16 protein-coding genes are annotated in these 17,708 nt (G+C 72.4%); 10 read left to right on the forward strand and 6 right to left on the reverse strand.

The genetic code is table 11. From position 1 onward, the window contains the following. Positions 1-40 precede the first annotated feature (40 nt). Positions 41-1,447: a flavin monoamine oxidase family protein gene (locus ABD841_RS27720; protein ID WP_344977962.1), complete on the reverse strand. Its 1,407-nt coding sequence runs from the start codon at positions 1,445-1,447 to the stop codon at positions 41-43. A gap of 44 nt (positions 1,448-1,491) precedes the next feature. On the opposite strand from ABD841_RS27720, the gene ABD841_RS27725 reads away from it, so the two are divergent. Further along, complete coding sequence (locus ABD841_RS27725; RefSeq protein ID WP_344977964.1) at positions 1,492-2,484, forward strand: hypothetical protein; 993 nt, start codon at positions 1,492-1,494, stop codon at positions 2,482-2,484. Here ABD841_RS27725 and ABD841_RS27730 read toward each other — a convergent pair. Together ABD841_RS27730 and ABD841_RS27735 are read right to left on the reverse strand one after the other, a co-directional pair. After that, a complete protein-coding gene (locus ABD841_RS27730) occupies positions 2,454-3,422 on the reverse strand; it encodes an aldose epimerase family protein (protein WP_344977966.1) in 969 nt (322 codons plus the stop codon). The two genes, ABD841_RS27725 and ABD841_RS27730, sit on opposite strands and share 31 nt — an antisense overlap. After that, a complete protein-coding gene (locus ABD841_RS27735; RefSeq protein WP_344977968.1) occupies positions 3,419-4,390 on the reverse strand; it encodes a LacI family DNA-binding transcriptional regulator in 972 nt (323 codons plus the stop codon). The genes ABD841_RS27730 and ABD841_RS27735 overlap by 4 nt, the downstream gene beginning before the upstream one ends. 246 nt (positions 4,391-4,636) lie before the next feature. Here ABD841_RS27735 and ABD841_RS27740 point away from each other — a divergent pair, with 246 nt between their 5' ends. The 8 genes from ABD841_RS27740 to ABD841_RS27775 all read left to right on the forward strand — a co-directional run bounded on the left by ABD841_RS27740 (position 4,637) and on the right by ABD841_RS27775 (position 14,449). Beyond that, complete coding sequence (locus ABD841_RS27740; RefSeq protein ID WP_344977970.1) at positions 4,637-5,551, forward strand: carbohydrate ABC transporter permease; 915 nt, start codon at positions 4,637-4,639, stop codon at positions 5,549-5,551. Continuing rightward, positions 5,548-6,429: a carbohydrate ABC transporter permease gene (locus tag ABD841_RS27745; RefSeq protein ID WP_344977972.1), complete on the forward strand. Its 882-nt coding sequence runs from the start codon at positions 5,548-5,550 to the stop codon at positions 6,427-6,429. Before ABD841_RS27740 ends, ABD841_RS27745 begins: the two co-directional genes overlap by 4 nt. A 52-nt stretch (positions 6,430-6,481) precedes the next feature. Further along, positions 6,482-7,366, forward strand: a complete 885-nt coding sequence (locus ABD841_RS27750) for an NAD-dependent epimerase/dehydratase family protein (RefSeq protein ID WP_344977974.1) — start codon at positions 6,482-6,484, stop codon at positions 7,364-7,366. After that, positions 7,366-8,238: a 5-dehydro-4-deoxyglucarate dehydratase gene (locus ABD841_RS27755; RefSeq protein WP_344977976.1), complete on the forward strand. Its 873-nt coding sequence runs from the start codon at positions 7,366-7,368 to the stop codon at positions 8,236-8,238. Before ABD841_RS27750 ends, ABD841_RS27755 begins: the two co-directional genes overlap by 1 nt. Positions 8,239-8,255: 17 nt before the next feature. After that, positions 8,256-9,308, forward strand: coding sequence for a mandelate racemase/muconate lactonizing enzyme family protein (locus tag ABD841_RS27760; protein WP_425582051.1), 1,053 nt, complete (start codon positions 8,256-8,258; stop codon positions 9,306-9,308). After that, on the forward strand, positions 9,308-11,338 hold the full coding sequence (locus ABD841_RS27765) for a DUF6807 family protein (RefSeq protein ID WP_344977980.1): 2,031 nt from the start codon (positions 9,308-9,310) through the stop codon (positions 11,336-11,338). The genes ABD841_RS27760 and ABD841_RS27765 overlap by 1 nt, the downstream gene beginning before the upstream one ends. 370 nt (positions 11,339-11,708) lie before the next feature. Next, on the forward strand, positions 11,709-13,028 hold the full coding sequence (locus ABD841_RS27770; RefSeq protein WP_344977982.1) for an ABC transporter substrate-binding protein: 1,320 nt from the start codon (positions 11,709-11,711) through the stop codon (positions 13,026-13,028). Between the two features lie 125 nt (positions 13,029-13,153). After that, positions 13,154-14,449 carry a pectate lyase family protein gene (locus ABD841_RS27775; protein ID WP_344977984.1) on the forward strand — a complete coding sequence of 432 codons (1,296 nt, stop codon included), beginning with the start codon at positions 13,154-13,156 and terminating at the stop codon, positions 14,447-14,449. 85 nt (positions 14,450-14,534) lie between these two features. Here ABD841_RS27775 and ABD841_RS27780 read toward each other — a convergent pair whose 3' ends face one another. The 3 genes from ABD841_RS27780 to ABD841_RS27790 all read right to left on the reverse strand — a co-directional run bounded on the left by ABD841_RS27780 (position 14,535) and on the right by ABD841_RS27790 (position 17,212). Further along, a complete protein-coding gene (locus ABD841_RS27780; protein ID WP_344977986.1) occupies positions 14,535-16,082 on the reverse strand; it encodes an MFS transporter in 1,548 nt (515 codons plus the stop codon). Then, entirely contained in the window at positions 16,079-16,765 is a 687-nt protein-coding gene (locus tag ABD841_RS27785) for a TetR/AcrR family transcriptional regulator (protein WP_344977988.1), read from the reverse strand. The genes ABD841_RS27780 and ABD841_RS27785 overlap by 4 nt, the downstream gene beginning before the upstream one ends. A 159-nt stretch (positions 16,766-16,924) precedes the next feature. Further along, complete coding sequence (locus ABD841_RS27790; protein ID WP_344977990.1) at positions 16,925-17,212, reverse strand: hypothetical protein; 288 nt, start codon at positions 17,210-17,212, stop codon at positions 16,925-16,927. A 53-nt stretch (positions 17,213-17,265) separates the two neighbouring features. Between ABD841_RS27790 and ABD841_RS27795 the strand changes: the two genes are divergently transcribed. Further along, positions 17,266-17,487: a hypothetical protein gene (locus tag ABD841_RS27795; protein ID WP_425582052.1), complete on the forward strand. Its 222-nt coding sequence runs from the start codon at positions 17,266-17,268 to the stop codon at positions 17,485-17,487. Positions 17,488-17,708 lie beyond the last annotated feature (221 nt).

Raw genomic sequence — 17,708 nt, forward strand, 5'->3', positions numbered from 1 at the left:
AGCGCGGGCGCCGCGCCCGGCCGGGAACCGTCCCGCGCGGCTACGCGCCGCTGCCGCTGCGCTGGTCGTGACCCGCCCCGCCGTCACGGGCCCCCTCGCCGTCACGGGCCCCCTCGCCGCCGCTGCCGCAGGGGGACGCTCCGGCGGGGCCGCCCGGCAGGCCGCCGCAGCGATCGTGCCGTTTCCCGCCGCCCCGGGAACCGCCCGGCAGGGCGAGCGCCACCTCCTCGGCGGCCCTGCGCCCGCTGACCAGCGCCCCCTGGACGAGACCCCGCAGGCCGGGCGGGGCCGAGGCCTCCCCGGCGAAGAAGACGGTCCCGCCGAGCCCGGCGGCCCACGCGGCCGACGCGTCGTCGGCGCCCCGGACCGGCACGCTGTAGGCGCCGCGGGCCCAGGGGTCGCGCCCCCAGTCCAGGACGAGCACGTCGTCCACGGCTCCCAGGCGGGGACGGAGGATCCGCAGCAGATCCGCCTCCCAGCCCGGCCTGCGGGCCTGGCCGGCCGAGGGGCCCTTGACGTGGCCGGTCGCGAGACGCGAACCGGCCCGGACGGTCCACAGGCCGCCCGGCGGGTCGGTCAGGAGCAGCGACGCGGAGCGCGACGCCGGCCCGGCGGTGACCAGGACGACCACGACGGCGTCGCACGAGGCCAGCACGGCGGCGGCGGCGGTCTTGCTCCGCGGCAGGGGCGGGTCGAAGACGAGGCCGCTCCCGGTGACCGCCGACGGGGCGGCGGTGACCACGGCGGCGCGCCCGCGAACCGGCCCGGCGGGGGTCGCGACCTCCACCCCGGCCGGGCCCCAGCGCACCCGCTCGGCCGGGGAGCCCGTACGGATCGGGAGCCCCTCGGCCAGCGCGCGGACCACGCCGTCGAAGCCGGCGACGACGACGCGCTCGCCGCCCCGTCCCCGGCCGTGGTAGGTCGCGGCCAGGGCCGCCAGATCGAGCAGGGCCGGGTCCTCCCCCACCACCTGCTCCAGCCAGCACCGGGCGAGCGCGCGGGCCTGCGGGGCGAGACCCGCCAGCGCCTGCCCGACCGTGCCCGAGAGCGGGCGGGTGGCGTACAGGCCGTCCTCGACGGCCCACGGCAGGGGCCGTACCCGCGCGGCGAGGGCGGCGGGATCCCAGTGCGCGCCCCCGGAGACGACGACGAACTCGGCGCCCGTCTCCATGGGCGCGGTGGCGATTCCGGCCCGGCGAAGCAGGTCGTCGAAGACGTCGCACCCCACCGGGTGCACGACCTGGGCGCCCAACTCGACCAGGGCGGGGTGCACGGTCCGGGCACCCGGCTCGACCGGGCCGGCCCGGAACGTGCGCACCCTGCCGCCGACGGCGTCGCGGGCCTCCAGCACCACAACGCCGATCCCGCGCGCCATGAGTTCCCGGGCGCAGGCGAGCCCGGCGACGCCGGCCCCGATGACCACCACGTCGGCCGCTCCGGCCGTCATCGTGCCCCCCAACCCGACCCCCGACCTGTCCCGAGGAGACGACCGTGGCCTCCACGAACCCCACCCCGACGACGCGGCTGGCCGCCGCGTTCGGCGACCTGGCCGTGCGGCTGGGCGTCCGCGACGATTCCGCCGCCACTGCGGCCGAGCTGCTGCGGATCACCGGGGAGCCGCGCCGGCACTCCATTCTCACCGACTCCGCCGTGCCGGTTGAGGTTTCCGTGAAACTCGACGAGCGGGGCGTACCCTCCCTGCGCTGCGTCGTCGACATGGTCGAGCACCGGGCGGACGACTGGGGGCACTCCCTGGCGCACGCCCGCTCCGTCACCGGCTGCGCCACCGGGGAGCACGACGCCTGCCTGGCGGACTTGTTCCGGGCGCACCTGACCGGCGCGCCGGCCGGCCTGCCGGCCCCGCTGATGCTTGGCCTGGGCCACGGCCCCGGGGGGAGCAGGCGCGGAACGGTCTACTTCAGGACGAGCTGGCTCGGCCCGGACGAGCTCACCGCCCGGTTCCCGCTGCGGATGAAGACGCTCGGCGCGGCCGACCGCCACCACGGCTCCCGGCTCCCCGCGGGCGTGGAGGTCCTGGGCTACGACCTGGCGGGCGGCGAGCTGACGGCCTGGAAGAGCTACCGGTGGCTCCCCGTGGAGCCGGGTCGCGACCTCGCCGAGCGCGCCGGGACGCACCCGGACCTGGTGCCCGCCCGGAGGGTGCACGACCGTTTCGTCTCGGCGTCCCGGCCGCGTTCCCCCGACAGGTCGCTCTTCCTGCAGCTCACGCACGGTCCGGCCGGGACGCGGCAGAAGGTGTTCTTCTTCTCCTCGGCGTGGGGCTGGGACGACCCGGAAGGGCTCGCGGCGCTCCTGGGACTGCTGCACCGGGAGTTCGACCATGACCTCGGCCCGCTCCTGCGGCTGCGTGAGGCGACGGCGGCCCACGGGATCGGGGTCAGGCTGGGCATGATCGCGCTGGGCGGCGACCCGCGGCGCCCCTCCCTCACGTTCTACTTCTGGCCGGTCTCCGGGAACCGGTAGACGGTGGTGGAGGCGAACTCCTCGCCGGGGCGCAGCACCGTGGAGGGGAAGTGCTCCCGGTTGGGCGAGTCGGGGAAGTGCTGGGTCTCCAGGCACAGGCCGGCGTGCTTGCCGTAGGCGGTGGCGACGCCGTCCAGGAGGTTGCCGGTGTAGAACTGCACGCCCGGCTCGGTGGTGGTGACCCGCATGGTCAGGCCGCCGGCCGGGTCGGTGACCTCGATGTCGCCGCGCAGGACGTAGCAGTGGTCGTAGCCGCCGCCGAGCCGGGGGTCGGCGATCCGCTCGCGGATCTCGCGCGGTGTGGTGAAGTCGAACGGGGTGCCGGCGACCGGGGCGAGCTCGCCGGTCGGGATCCGGGTGGCGTCGACCGGCAGGTAGCGGTCGGCGTCGATGCGGACCACATGGGCGAGGACGTCCCCGCCTCCGGCGAGGTTGAAGTAGGAGTGGTTGGTGAGATTGAGCACGGTCGGCGCGTCGGTGGTCGCCCGGTAGTCGAGCCGGAGGGCGTCGCCGGTCAGCGTGTAGGTGAGCCGGACGGTGAGCGTGCCGGGGTAGCCCTCCTCACCGTCGGGGCTGACGTACTCCAGGGTCACGGCCGTGTCGGAGGCGTCGGCGACCTGCCAGACCCGCTTGTCGAACCCGGTGACGCCGCCGTGCAGGCTGTTGGGACCGTTGTTGACGGGCAGCCGGTAGGTGACGCCGTCGAGGGTGAACCGCCCGCCCGCGATGCGGTTGCCGTAGCGGCCGACGACCGCGCCGAAGTAGCGGCTGCGCGTCAGGTAGTCGTCCAGGTCCGGGTAGCCGAGGACGACGTCGACGCCGGAGACCTCCAGCGACTGCAGGATGGCCCCGTAGCTGAGGATCGCGGCGCGCATCCGCCCGTTCGCCAGTACGTGCCGCTCGACCTTCTCGCCCGACGGGGCGGTTCCGAAGTTCACTGTCGCACCTCTCCGGTGGATTCGCGGACGACCAGGCTGGTCTCCAGGGTGGCCAGGGTGGGGGTGGCGCTGTCACCGACCGACTGCAGCAGCAGGTCCACGGCCATCCGCCCGGCGGCGGCGGTGGGCATGGCCACGGTGGTCAGTTTGGGGCGGTTCAGCCGGCCGGACACGATGTCGTCGACGCCGACCACGCTGACGTCGTCGGGCACGCGTACGCCGCGCTCGTACAGCCCTTCGATGAGGCCGATGGCGACCAGGTCGTTGTAGGCGAGCACGCCGGTCGCGCCGGAGGCGATCACGTCGGCGGCGACGGCGAGACCGCCCTGCTCGGTGGGGGCGTTGGGGCCGAGGATGACCAGGTCGACGCCCTCCATCGCGGTCGCCGCGGCGCGCATCTCGCCGCTGGTCCACGAGCCGCTCGGGCCGGAGACCAGCGCGATCCTGCGGTGACCGAGCCCGGTCATGTGCTCGATCGCCAGCCGGGCGCCGTGGCCCACGTCCATCAGTATGGTCGGCATGCCCTTGACCCGGCGGTTGACCACCACGAACGGCACGTCGGCGTGGAGGCGCTCGATGGCCCGGTTGGACAGCCGCGGGCTGCACAGCAGGACCCCGTCGACCTGCTTGGTGAGGGTCTGGATCAGCTCCTCCTCGACCTGCGGGTCCTCGTCGGTATCGGCGACGAACACGTGGTAGTCGCGCGCTCTGGCGTGCGCCTGGGCCGCCTTGATCAGCGGCGGGAAGAACGGGTTGGCGATGTCGGCGACGATCAGGCCGATATTGTGGGTCCTGCCGGTGGTCAGCGCCCGCGCGGCGCGGTTCGGCCGGTAGCCGAGGTCCTCGGCGACGGCGAGCACGCGGTTGCGCGTCTCGGGGTTCACCAGGTGCGGCGCCGAGAACGTGCGGGAAACCGTCGAGACATGCACCCCCGACGCCTGCGCCACGTCTCTGATCGTCGCTGCCACTGTGCTCCTTCATCAGGTCCTGCAGAAGATTAGTGCAAGCGGTTGCAGACCTGTCAATGCCGGTCTGACGGGATTCCCACGGCGCGGTACGAGCGGTTGCGGCGCCGTGAAAACGGCGAATACCGATGAATCCGCAGACCGCGACCGGTTTACCAAATTGAGCCCTTGACGTTGCAGTGAGATGTCCGCAATGTTTCATGCAACCGGTTGCAGCCCGTGACGCCGACTCGGAAGGAGTTGCCGGCGATGGCAATCACTACGGCGGATCTGCGGATACGCCGACGTCCAGGCCGCGCCGCCAGGACCCCCTACCTGCTGATCGCCCCCGCGGTGATCGCGATGCTGGGCTTCCTCGTCTACCCGATGGCCAGCGTCCTGTACTACAGCCTGCAGCACTACAACGTCACCAAACCCTGGGACAACGGCTTCGCCGGGCTGGAGAACTTCCGCACGCTGCTGTTCGAGGACCCGCTGTTCTGGCAGAGCCTCGGCTTCAGCGTCCAGTGGGTCGGCGTGGAGGTCTCCCTCCAGCTGGTGTTCGGCCTGGCACTGGCGCTGATCGTGAACGAGACCTTCGTCGGCCGTGGCCTGGCGCGGGCGATGGTCTTCTCCCCCTGGGCGGTGTCCGGGGTGCTGACCACCGGCATCTGGGTGCTGCTCTACAACCCGACGACCGGTGTCTCGCGCTACCTCGCCGACCTGGGGCTCATGCAGTACGGCGCCGCGCCGCTGGCCAACCCCGACACGGTCTTCTGGGCGGCCGTGCTCGCCGAGCTCTGGCGCGGCGTCCCGTTCTTCGCGATCCTGCTCCTGGCCGACCTGCAGAGCATCCCCAAGGAGCTCTACGAGGCGGCCTCGGTGGACGGCGCCACGCGCCGGCGGCGCTTCATCCACATCACGCTGCCCCACCTGAAGGACGCGATCATCCTGTCCACGCTGCTGCGCTGCGTGTGGGAGTTCAACAACGTCGACCTGCTCTACACGCTGACCGGCGGCGGCCCGGCGCACGCGACGACCACGCTGCCGCTGTACGTGGCGGCCAAGGCCGCGCAGTCGCACGACTTCGGGTACGGCTCGGCGCTGACCACCGCCGCCTTCCTGATCCTGACCTTCTTCTCGATCGCCTACCTGCGGCTGAGCAAGTTCGGAGCGAACAAATGACACTCCAGACGGCCGAGAGGCCACGCCTGGCCCCGCCCGCGCAACTGCCGCGGACCGGGCGGGGGGAGAAAGGGCGGGTCAGCCGCTGGCAGATCTGGGTCCCGCTCGCGCTCTACCTGCTGTTCACGCTGATCCCCTTCTACTGGATGCTGGTGTTCGCCTTCCGGCCCCGGGGCTCCACGTCGCTGCTGCCGTGGCCGATCACGTTCGAGAACTTCGAGACGGTCTGGAACGACCTCAGTTTCGCCCTGTTCTTCCAGAACAGCCTGATGGTCGGCATCGCCTCGCTGATCATGACCACGGTGATCGCGCTGGCGGGCGGCTACGCCCTGGCCCGCTACGAGTTCCGGGGCAAGCGGCTGTTCATGATCGGGATGCTCTGCACCCAGTTCATCCCCGGCGCGATGATGCTGATCCCGCTGTTCGAGATCTTCCGCACCATCGGACTGGTCAACTCGCTGTGGAGCCTGGTGATCGCCGAGACGGTCTTCCAGCTCCCGCTCTCCCTCATCCTGATCAGCGGCTTCATCAAGAACGTCCCGGTGGAACTGGAGCAGGCCGCCTGGGTGGACGGGTGCAGCAGGCTGCGGGGCTTCTTCGCCGTGGTGCTGCCGCTGCTGCGCCCGGCACTGGTCGCGGTCGGTTCGTTCGCCTTCATCCACAGCTGGAACAACTTCCTGTTCGCGCTGATGTTCGTCAGCGAGCAGGAGAAGTTCACCGTGCCGGTCGGCCTCGCCTACACGCTGGGCGAGTTCAGCGTGGACTTCGGCGCTCTGGCAGCCGGAGGCGTCGTGGCCGCCGTGCCGGTGGTGCTGGTCTTCGCCGTCATCCAGCGCTACCTGGTCCAGGGCCTGTCGGCGGGGGCCGTGAAGGGATGACGGACCCCGGATCGAACCGGACCGAACACGGACAAGGAGTGCTGAACGAGCAATGACACGAACTCTCGTCACCGGGAGCGCCGGGCGACTGGGCCGCAGCGTGGTCACCGCGCTGGCCGACGCCGGGCACGAGGTGATCGGCGTGGACACCGCACCGGGCACCCCCGCGGAGGCCGCCGAGGTGCTTCCCGCCGACCTGACCGACCTGGGCGAGTCCTTCGAGGTGATGTCGCGGTTCCGCCCGGACGCCGTGGTGCACCTGGCCGCGATCGCCACGCCGTTCAGCCGCACCGACGCGTTCACCTACCGGGTCAACACCCAGCTGGCGTTCAACGTGTGCGAGGCGGCCACCGGGATCGGGACGGAGCGGATCGTGGTGGCCAGCAGCCCCACGGTCATCGGGTACGGCACCCCCGGCTGGGCCCCCTCCTACCTGCCCATCGACGAGGACCACCCGGTCGCTCCGTGGAACACCTACAGCCTGTCCAAGCTGGTCTGCGAGCAGGTGATGGCCATGTTCGCGCGCACCTCGAAGGCGAAGCTGGCGGCCGTGCGGCCCTGCTTCGTCGTCGCCCCCGAGGAGTGGGCGGGCGCGCCCACCCAGTCGGGGCACACGATCGCCGAGCGGCTGGACCGGCCGGAGATCGCCGGGGTGTCGCTGTTCAACTACATCGACGCCCGTGACGCCGCCGACCTGGTGCTGACCCTGCTGAGCAAACTCCCCGAGCTGCCCAACGGCGAGGTGTTCTTCGCGGGCGCGGCCGACGCCCTGGCCCGTGAACCCCTCGCCGAGCTTCTCCCCCGGATCAACCCCGCCACCGCGGGACTCGCCGCCGGACTGACCGGTTCGGCGCCCGCCTTCTCCTCGGCCAAGGCAGGACGGCTGCTCGGCTGGGAGGCGAAGCGGAGTTGGCGCACAGAGATTGGAACCGTGTGATGGACCTCAGTGGAGTGCTGTTCTTCCCGGTCACCCCGTTCCGCGCCGACGGGACGCTCGCCGGGGACGTGCTGGCCGAGCACCTGCGGCGCGGGCTGGAGCACGGGCCGGGCGGGGTCTTCGCGGCCTGCGGGACCGGCGAGTTCTCCGCGCTGTCGGAGGCCGAGCACGCCGAGGCGGTGCGGATCGCGGTCGAGACGGTGAACGGCCGGGTGCCCGTGCTCGCGGGGGCGGGCGGGCCGATCGGCGCGGCGCTGGCCCAGGCCCGCGCGGCCGGGGAGGCCGGCGCCGACGGGCTGCTGTTGATGCCGCCCTACCTGGCGGGCGGCCCGCGCGAGGGGTACGCGGCCTACGTCTCGGCCGTCGCCGAGGTGCTGCCCACGATCGTCTACCAGCGTGGTTCGGTCGTCCTGGAGCCTGACCAGGCGGTCGAGCTGGCACGCGTGCCCGGGGTGGTGGGGATCAAGGACGGGGTCGGCGACATCGACCGCATGCAGCGCACGGTGCTGGCGGTGCGCGCGGAGCAGCCGGACTTCCTGTTCTTCAACGGCCTGCCGACGGCCGAGCTGACCATGCCCGCCTACCGGGGCATCGGCGTGGAGCTGTACTCCAGCGCGGTCTTCTGCTTCGCCCCCGAGATCGCCACCGCCTACCTGAACGGCGACGAGCGGCTGATCGAGGAGTTCTACGCCCCGCTGGTCCGGCTGCGCGGCAAGGTGCCCGGCTACGCGGTCTCCCTGATCAAGGCCGGGGTGCGGCAGCGCGGCCTGGACGTCGGCGGGGTCCGCCCGCCGCTGGTGGACCCTTCCCCGGAGGACGAGGAAGAGCTCGCCCGCCTCATCAAGACCGGCCTGGCGCTGGTCGAGCGGTGAACGGGGGGCGGCCGGTGATCACCGCGCTGGAGACGACGCTGCGGACCGTGGCGCTGCCGCGGCCGTGGGGGGCCGACGTGCCCGCCAACCACGTCGTGATCGTCGAGCTGACCCTGGCCGACGGACGGACGGGAACCGGGTTCTCGTGGACCCCGCAGATCGGGGCCCGAGCCGTGCAGGCCCTGCTGGACGGCGAGATCCGCGAGGCCGTCGTCGGCATGGAGCCGCACCCGGAGGTCGTCTGGGACCGGCTCTGGCGGCACCTGCGCGAGGCGGGCGGCGGCGGGCTGACCACGATCGCGATGGCCGGGGTGGACCTGGCGCTGTGGGACCTGCGCTGCGGCGAGGCCGGGCTGGTCGACACGCTCGGCCGGCGCCGCGACAGCGTGCCGGTGTACGGCAGCGGCGTGAACCTGCACTACTCGATGGAGGAGCTCGTCGCGCAGGCGGGCCGGTGGCGGGCCGCGGGCTACCCGGCGGTCAAGGTCAAGGTGGGCCGTGACGCGCTGGAGGAGGACGTGGCACGGGTCGCCGCGGTGCGCGAGGTGATCGGCCCGGACACGCTGCTCATGGTGGACGCCAACCAGCGCTGGGACCTGCCCGGGGCGCAGCGGGCCATCGCGGCGCTGGCGGAGTTCGGGCTGCACTGGGTGGAGGAGCCGCTGCCCGCCGACGACGTGCCGGGCCACGCCCGGCTGCGCGCCGTCACCGGGGTGCCGATCGCCGTCGGGGAAAGCGTCTACTCCGGCTACGGCTTCCGGGACCTGCTGACCGCCGGGGCCTGCGACATCCTCCAGCCGAACGTGGTGCGGGTCGGCGGGATCACCCCGCTGCTCCGGATCGCCGAGCTGGCCAGGACGTTCAGTGTGCCGGTCTATCCGCACCTGTTACCGGAGATCTCCGGGCAGCTCGCCCTGACCCTGCCGTTGCCGTGCATGGCCGAGGAGGTCGAGGACGCGTCCTTCGCGGCACTCGGCCTGATCTCCGAGCCGTACCCGGTCTCGGTGAAGGCGGGCGAGCTGCGCGCCGGGGACCACCGCGGTCTGGGACTTCGATGGGAGACGGCGTGATGGAACCGGTTCGCGTGGTGCTGGCCGGGGCGCACGGGCACGGCTGGTGGCATCTGGCCAACCTGCGACGGCTCTCGGCCGCCGGGCTGGTCGAGCTGGCCGGGGTGTGCGACGTGCGGCCGGTCGACGGCCTGCCCGCCGGGGTGGAGTTCTCCGATGACGGCGACCTGGCGGGGCTGATCAAGCGGGTCCGCGCCGAGGTGACGATCCTGTGCACGCCCATCCACACCCATGCGGACCTGGCGGAGCAGGCGCTGCACGCCGGATCGCACATCCTGCTGGAGAAGCCGCCCGCCGCCACGTACGCCGACTACGAGCGGATCGCCGCCACCGTCCGGGAGACCGGGCTCGCCTGTCAGGTGGGGTTCCAGAGCCTGGGCTCGGCGGCGGTCCCGGCGATCCGGAAGATGGTCGCCGACGGGGCGATCGGCAAGGTCACCGGGATCGGGGCCGCGGGGGCGTGGGAGCGTCCCTACTCCTACTACAGCCGGGTGCCCTGGGCCGGACGGCGCGAGATCGGCGGCGTGCCCGTGGTCGACGGCGTGCTGACGAACCCGCTCGCGCACGCGACGGCCACCGCGCTGGCCGTCTCCGGCGCCGAGGTCGCGGACGTCGAGGTCGAGCTCTACCGGGCCAACGAGATCGAGGCGGACGACACCTCGTGCGCGCGGATGCGCATGGACGACGGGACGACGGTGACGGTCGCGGTCTCCCTGTGCGCGGACCGGCGGCACGAGCCGTACCTGATCGTGCACGGCGAGACCGGGCGGATCCGGCTGACCTACACCGAAGACCGGGTCGAGTTCGACGGGACCTCCGTGGTCCACCCCAGGACCGACCTGCTGGAGAACCTCGTCGCCCACCTCCGCCGGGGAACCGGCCTGCTCGTCCCGCTGGAGCGGACGGCCGGTTTCATGCGCGTGCTGGAGGCGGTGCGGCTCGCGCCCGCGCCCCGGCGCATCCCCGACCTGTTCCAGGAGATCGGCGAGGAGCACCGGGTGCTGCCCAGGATCGCCGAGGTGACGGCGACCAGCGCGGAGCGGCTGGCGCTCTTCTCCGAGCTCCGCGTCCCCTGGACCCGCGGCCTGCCCGGGGTGGCCGCGACCGGCGGCCGGGCGGAGAAGGCACCGCGGGAGCCGGACGGGCCGGAACCGCCGGAGCGGCCCGCGCTCGTGGCGCACGGGCACGAGGTCGCCGCGTACGTCGTGGCGCCCGAGGTGCCGCGGACGTCCTCGCCCCGGCCGTACCTGCACCCGGTGCGGACGCTCGGCGGGACGGTGGTGACCGAGGTCGCGCCCGCCGACCACGTGCACCACCTGGGGGTGAGCATCGCGATCTCCGACCTGGGCGGGAGCAACTTCTGGGGCGGGCGCACCTACGTCCGCGACCGGGGGCCGACCTGGCTCGGCGACCACGGGATCCAGCGCCACCGGGGGTTCTCCCGGAAGGACCGCTCGGGGTTCACCGAGTCACTGGCCTGGGAAGGGCCGGACGGCACCGAGATCGCCCGCGAGGAGCGGAGCGTGCGCGCGGTGGAGCTGGACGGATGCTGGGCGCTCGACGTCTCCTTCGTCCTGACGAACCTCACCGGCCGGCCGCTGCCGGTCAGGAGCTCGGCCACCAAGGGGCGCGCGGGAGCCGGGTACGGCGGCTTCTTCTGGCGGGCCCCGGGGTCGGCGCCGGACCGGCGGGTCTTCACCGCCGACGCGGAGGGCGAGGAGGCGGTGCACGGCTCGACGGCCCCGTGGCTGGCCATGGCGTCCGCGGAGTGGACCCTGGTCTTCGTCCAGCGGCCGGACCCGGTACCGGTACCGATGCCGGAAGCCGACGGAGCCCTGCCCGTCCCCGGCCGGGGGATCGACCCCTGGTTCGTCCGGGTCACCGAGTACCCGGGCGTGGGCCCGGCGCTCGCCTGGGAGAACCCGCTGCTCGTCGGGGACACCCTGGCGCGGCGGGTGATCACCGTCATCGTGGACGGGCCGCTGGACCGCGCCGGCGCGGCGGCGCTCGCGGCGGAGGTCCCGTGGTGACCGGGTGCCGCACGCCGGTGCTCGGCGGGCGCGTCACCGAGCCGCCGGCCGACGACGACTTCTCCGGGCCGGGGCCCGGACTCCGGCGAAACCGGAACACCGATTCGGATCCCGCCAGGTGGGCGCTCAACGGTGGGACGTTCCGGCTGGAGGGCCGCCCCGGCCCGGAGGATCCACGACCGCGCGGGAACATGCCGGCCCGGCGCCGCCTTCCGGGCGGCCCCCGGTGCCCGGGTGGGCGCGATGCCCGGGTGGGCGCGATGCCTGCACCGCTCGCCGACGGTGCGGCAGGCCACACGACATTCGGCGGATTCACGGTCACAGCGGAGTCGGGGGACACGACACAGAGAGCACAGAGAGGTAGAGAGCAATGACTGCACGCTCGAAGCGCCTGGCGGTCCTGGCCACGGCGCTGGTGCTCGGCACGGGAGCGGCCGCCTGCGGTTCGGAGGAACCGTCGGGCTCCTCCGGCGGCAAGACCACCATCACCTTCTGGGACGACAACGGCGGCCCCGCGCGGACCCCGGTGTGGCAGCACATCATCGCCGAGTTCCAGAAGGCGAACCCGACGATCGAGGTCAAGTACGTCGGCATCCCGATCGCCCAGGTGCAGCAGAAGTACGACACCGCCATCGCCGGCGGCGGTCTGCCCGACGTGGGCGGCGTCTCCACCGCGATGCTGTCGAGCCTGGTGGCGCAGAAGGCGCTGGACCCGGTGGACGACCGCATCTCCGGCGGCGCGCTGAACGGCAAGCTCAACGAGCAGGTCGTGAACACCGTCAAGGCGACCGTGCCGGACGGCAAGACCTACATGGTGCCGATGTCCACCAACATGGGGATCTTCTGGTACCGGACGGACTGGTTCAAGGAGGCCGGCCTCGAACCGCCCAAGAACTGGGACGACTTCTTCGCCGCCACCGAGAAGCTGACCGACAAGGCCAAGAACCGCTACGGCTTCACCATCCGCGGCGGCGCGGGCTCGATCGCGCAGATGCTGGAGGTCGTGTACGCCCAGTCGGGCATCACCGAGATCTTCGACGCGTCCGGCAAGGCGACGGTCAACGACCCCAAGAACGTGGCGGCGCTGGAGCGGCTCGCGGGCCTGTACAACAAGGTCACGCCCGAGGCCGACGTGAGCAACGACTACGCGAAGATGGTCGCCCAGTTCGACGGCGGCAACATCGGGATCATGCAGCACAACCTGGGCTCGTACCAGGACCACCTCAAGACGCTCGGCGCCGACAAGGTGGCGGCCATGGCCGTGCCGAAGTCCGACAGCGGCGTCCAGGCGATCCTGTCCAACCCGGTCGCGGGCATCGGAGTGTTCTCCTCCGGTGAGAAGAAGGACGCCGCGTACAAGTTCGCCGAGTTCGCCGCGTCCAAGGCGATGAACAGCTACTGGGCGGAGAAGACCGGCGTGCTCCCGGCCAACACCGAGGTCAACGACGAGCCCTGGATCAGCGAGCTGCAGCACATCTCGGAGGCGGTCCGGGTGCTCAACGACCCGGCCACCAAGGTCGTCCAGATGCCCTACCACCTGCCGGAGTTCAACGCGATCACCAAGACCGACATGGAGCCGGAGTTCCAGAAGGTCCTGCAGGGCTCCCTGACCGCCAAGGCCTTCATGGACACCTTCGCGGCCAAGCTGACCGAGGCGCAGACGTCGTACAAGCAGCGCAACGGCGGCTGAGCCGCACCGATCCGCGGGGCGGGCGCCCCCTCCCTGACCGGGGTGCGCCCGCCTTCGCCTTCCGGGAGGTTCCCGGGGCCGCGCGGAGCCTCCCTCACCCCCCTTGATCTCGTGGAGGAAACCCCATGAAACGAGCCGTCGCGCTCACCGCTCTGCTCTCCCTGGCGGCCCTGGCCGTCCCGGCCACGTCCGCCGCCGCCCTTTCCGCGCCGGCCGGGAAGGGCACCGACCTCGGCCGCCAGACCCTGCCCGCGAACGACGGCTGGGCCGCCGAGGGCTCCGGCACCACCGGCGGCGCCGCCGCGCCCGCGTCGAACGTGCACACCGTGTCCACCCGGGACCAGCTGGCCGCCGCGCTCGCCGCCCCGGCACCGAAGATCATCTACGTGCGGGGGACGGTCGCGCCGGACAAGACCTGCGCCGACTACACGGCGGCCGGCTACAGCCTGGACGCCTACCTCGCCGCCTACGACCCGGCGGTGTGGGGCAGGGACGCCGAGCCCTCGGGCCCGCTGGAGGACGCGCGGGCCGCCTCGGCGGCGAACCAGACGAAGGACATCAAGCTCAAGGTCAGCGGCAACACCACCATCGTCGGCCTGGGCAAGGACGCGACCATCCGCGGGATCAACCTGCACGTGGACAAGGTCGACAACGTCATCATCCGCAACATCACCTTCGAGGACACCGCCGACTGCTTCCCGCAGTGGGACCCGACCGACGGGTCCGAGGGCAACTGGAACTCCCTCTACGACAACATCTCGGTGACCGGCTCCACGCACGTGTGGGTGGACCACAGCACCTTCACCGACGGCGACAACCCGGACTCGGGCCAGCCGCTGTACTTCGGCAGGCCGTACCAGGTGCACGACGGGCAGCTCGACATCACCAACGGGTCCAACTACGTCACGGCCTCGTGGAACCGGTTCTCCGGCCACGACAAGACGATGCTGATCGGCTCGACCAACAACCCGACGACCGACTCGGGCAAGCTGAAGGTCACCGTGCACCACAACCACTTCGAGAACGTGCTCCAGCGGCTCCCCCGCGTGCGCTTCGGCCAGGTGCACGTCTACAACAACTACTACGAGATCCCGGACGCCTCGACGTTCGAGTACGCCCTCGGCGTGGGCGTGCAGTCGCAGATCTTCGCCGAGAACAACTTCTTCCGCCTCAGCCGGGCGGTCGACCCCGCCGACCTCCTCTACAACTGGGGCGGCACGGCCCTGACCACCCGGGGGAACGTGCTGCGCGTCGGCGGCAAGGTCACTCCGATCGACCTGGTCGCGACCTACAACGCGGCCCGCGACCCCGACTTCGGCACCGACGCGGGCTGGACCCCCACCCTGCACACCGGGATCGACCCGGCCGAGTCGGTGCGCCGGTCCGTCTCCCGGCACGCGGGCGCCGGCGAGGTCCGCTAGGGAGGTCCGGGGCGGCCGGGCGGCTCACTCGTGAGCCGCCCGGCCGGGGTGGCGGCGCGGATCGGCCCACCCCGGGCCGGGCCGCTCAGTGGTGGGACGCGGTGACGTCGAGGTCCCGGGGGACGAGCCACCAGACGGCGAGCGCGGCGGCCAACATGAGCAGGCCCCCGGCCAGCCCGGTCACCTCCAGTGACGTGGTGAAGGCCGCCTTCGCCTGCCGGGCCAGCTCCGCCCCCGCCGCCCCGGCCTGCCGGGCGACCTCCAGCGCGCCGCCCAGCGACTCGCGCACCGCGTCGGCCGCCGGGCCGGGGAGACCGCCTCCGGCGGGAGCCGGAGGCAGCGCGCCGCGGTACACGACGGCTGCGAGGCTGCCCAGCACCGCGACGCCGAGCGCGCCGCCCAGCTCGTAGGAGGTCTCCTCGATCGCGGCGGCGCTGCCCGCCTTCTGCGGCGGGGTGCCCGCCATGATGGCCACCGAGGCGATGGCCAGCGAACCCATGCCCAGGCCGAGCAGGAACAGCGACAGCGCGATCCACGGGTAGGTCGCGGGCACCGCGGGCAGCAGCCCCAAGCCCAGCCCGGACACCGCCAGGCCGCCGGCCAGCACCGGGCGGGTCCCGAACCGGGCGGCCAGCCAGGGCGCCGGCGGCGACATCAGCAGCGCGCCCAGCGCGGTCGGCAACAGCCGCATCCCGGTCTCCAGCGGGGAGTGGCCCTGGACGAGCTGCATCCACTGGGCCATCAGCAGCATCACCGCCGCCATCGCGATCGACGTGGTCACCGCGACCAGCGTGCCCGCGGTGAACGGACGGCTGCGGAACAGGCGCACCTCCAGCAGCGGGTCGGGCCGCCCGAGGCAGCGCCGCACGAACCAGGTGAGCGTGACCGCCGCGACGGCCAGGGCGATCCAGGGGCCGGGGCCGGCCGCGCCCTCCTTGCCGAACTGCTTGATCGAGTAGACCAGGGCGACCATCCCGGCGATCGAGAGCACGGTGCCGAACGCGTCCCAGCGTCCGGGGGCGGGGTTGCGCGACTCCGGGAGCAGGAGGAGACCGGCGACGATCGCCACCACCATCACCGGCACGTTGACCAGGAACGCCGCGTGCCAGCTGAAGTGCTCCAGCAGCAGCCCGCCCAGGATCGGCCCGAGCGCGGCGCCGAGCGAGGCCATGGCGGACCAGACGCCCAGCGCGGTCGCCCGCTCCCGCGCGTCGGTGAACAGGGTGCGGATCATCGAGAGCGTGGACGGCATGATCATGGCGCCGCCGACGCCGAGCAGGGCCCGCACGGCGATCACCTCGCCCGGCGATCCGGCCCACAGCACCGCCGTGGACGCCAGGCCGAAGATCGTGAAGCCGGTGAGCAGGGTCCGTTTCCGGCCCCACCGGTCGCCCAGCGCGCTCACCGTGACCAGCAGGCCGGACACCACCAGCGAGTAGACGTCCACCATCCACAGCAGCTCCACCGCGCCGGGCCGCAGGTCGGCGGAGACGGCGGGCAGGGCGACGTTGAGGATGGTCATGTCCATGACCACCAGCAGCAGGCTCGCGGACAGCACGGCGAGTCCGGCCCACCGTCGCGGATGCGGCGACGGCGGGGCGACGGCCGGCTTGGGTGCGGGGGCGAGCGTCACGCGGCACCCCCGTCACGCGTACCGCCGGCGGTGCCGTGCGCGGCGCTCCCGTCACGCATCCCGCCGGCGGTGCCGTACGCGGTGCCCTGAGCGCTGTCGCGGATGGCGCCGTCGGCGGCGTCACCGGCCGCGGCGCCGTGGAAGAAGGTCTCATGGAGCACCTGCGGCAGGTCCCGCCGGGCGACGTCACCGCGGCGCAGGCTCTCCCGCACGGCGAGCAGCAGGCCGCAGACCATGTTGCTGATCCACCGGACGGGCAGGTCGGCGCGGAGCACCCCGGCGTGCTGCGCCGCCCGGTACAGCGCGATCTCCTTGGCCTCCAGCGCGTCGCTGCGCTCCCGCAGCTCGGGTACCTTGATCATCACGACGTCGGTGAGCGCGAAGTTGTACTCCTCCGCCTCGTCGATCAGCCCGATCAGCATCTCGCGCAGTGCCGCGGCGATCCGGGACGGGTCCCGTGAGGCGGCGGCCTCTTCGACTCCGGCCATGCCCTGGGTCCGCGCCCAGCGGTCCAGCGCGCGGTGGCCGAGGGCCAGCAGCAGCTCCTCCCGGCTGGCGAAGTGGCGGTGGAGCGTGGCGCGGCTCACCCCGGTCGCCTCGGCCAGCTGCGCCATCGAGGCCGCCGGGTCCTGGTTGAGGTGGTGGATCGCCGCGGCGATGATCTGATCGCGGCTCACGGCCATCAGACAACTCCGTATCTCTTGAGACATATCTGTCTCAAACAATACTTATTTGTGTCAAGTGGCCGCGAGCCGGAGAGAACTCTCCGCCGGGGCGCGGCAGATTGGTGGTCAGATACCAAGTGCTCGCCTCCGGCAGCGTTGCCGGATCGGTGGTGGCGATCACCAGGCGGTAGGGCTCGTCGGGGCTCCATGGTCCAAGGAGGCATCGGCCGCCCACCAGGTCTCGTGGCGGCCGTCGCAGAAACGGCGCTCCACGCGCGTCCAACCGGCAGGGTCGTCCGGACCGCACCAGGCCAGGACGCGGGCGGCGTCGACCGGGGTGGGATTGACATAGGCGAGCGCCCATGAGCCCGCGCGCCGGTTGAGCGCCAGCACATAGGCCAGCCCGAACCGACGCAGTTCGGCCCGGTAGTCGTCGTTATCGCCGTAGGCGCAGTCGGCCACCACGGCGGTAAAGGAGACTCCCGCCCGCTCCCGCCTGGTCCCCGGACGGACACCGGATCAAATCCGAGCTTGACTACGCCCGCGGGCCAGAGAAGACCTGGATCTACGGAGCCTTGCGGTCGTGCGACGGCCACGAGGTCATCATGACCGCCTCCTGTCGCAACAGCACCCACTACCAGCGGTTCCTGCGGTTGATCGAGAAGGCCAGCCCGACAAGCGAAATCGTGATCGTCGCGGACAACCTCTCCTCACACAACAGCAAGTCCACCCGTGAGTGACTGGAAGAGCACCCGCGAATCTCTCATGCGTTCATCCCAGTCGGCGCGTGCTGGCTCAACTTGCAAGAGGGCTGGTGGCGGATCTTCCGCAAGACCGCTCTGGCCGGGCAGTCCTTCGCCGACCCCGATGAGATCGCCGAAGTCACCAGGCTGGCCGCCGCTCAGCTCAATCGCCGAACCCGACCCTAAATCTGGGGCAGACCACATGCACCGACCCGCCT

Origin of the sequence: Streptosporangium fragile, from assembly GCF_039534445.1 — a bacterium.
Taxonomy (GTDB): domain Bacteria; phylum Actinomycetota; class Actinomycetes; order Streptosporangiales; family Streptosporangiaceae; genus Streptosporangium; species Streptosporangium fragile.

What these genes read in the sequence shown, in the direction of transcription:
- ABD841_RS27750 (WP_344977974.1), top strand. Translation starts at nt 6,482, where the DNA reads ATGACACGAACTCTCGTCACCGGGAGCGCCGGGCGACTGGGCCGCAGC.
- ABD841_RS27765 (WP_344977980.1), top strand. Translation starts at nt 9,308, where the DNA reads ATGGAACCGGTTCGCGTGGTGCTGGCCGGGGCGCACGGGCACGGCTGG.
- ABD841_RS27740 (WP_344977970.1), top strand. Translation starts at nt 4,637, where the DNA reads ATGGCAATCACTACGGCGGATCTGCGGATACGCCGACGTCCAGGCCGC.
- ABD841_RS27720 (WP_344977962.1), bottom strand. Translation starts at nt 1,447, where the DNA reads ATGACGGCCGGAGCGGCCGACGTGGTGGTCATCGGGGCCGGCGTCGCC.
- ABD841_RS27745 (WP_344977972.1), top strand. Translation starts at nt 5,548, where the DNA reads ATGACACTCCAGACGGCCGAGAGGCCACGCCTGGCCCCGCCCGCGCAA.
- ABD841_RS27775 (WP_344977984.1), top strand. Translation starts at nt 13,154, where the DNA reads ATGAAACGAGCCGTCGCGCTCACCGCTCTGCTCTCCCTGGCGGCCCTG.
- ABD841_RS27755 (WP_344977976.1), top strand. Translation starts at nt 7,366, where the DNA reads ATGGACCTCAGTGGAGTGCTGTTCTTCCCGGTCACCCCGTTCCGCGCC.
- ABD841_RS27770 (WP_344977982.1), top strand. Translation starts at nt 11,709, where the DNA reads ATGACTGCACGCTCGAAGCGCCTGGCGGTCCTGGCCACGGCGCTGGTG.
- ABD841_RS27785 (WP_344977988.1), bottom strand. Translation starts at nt 16,765, where the DNA reads ATGGCCGTGAGCCGCGATCAGATCATCGCCGCGGCGATCCACCACCTC.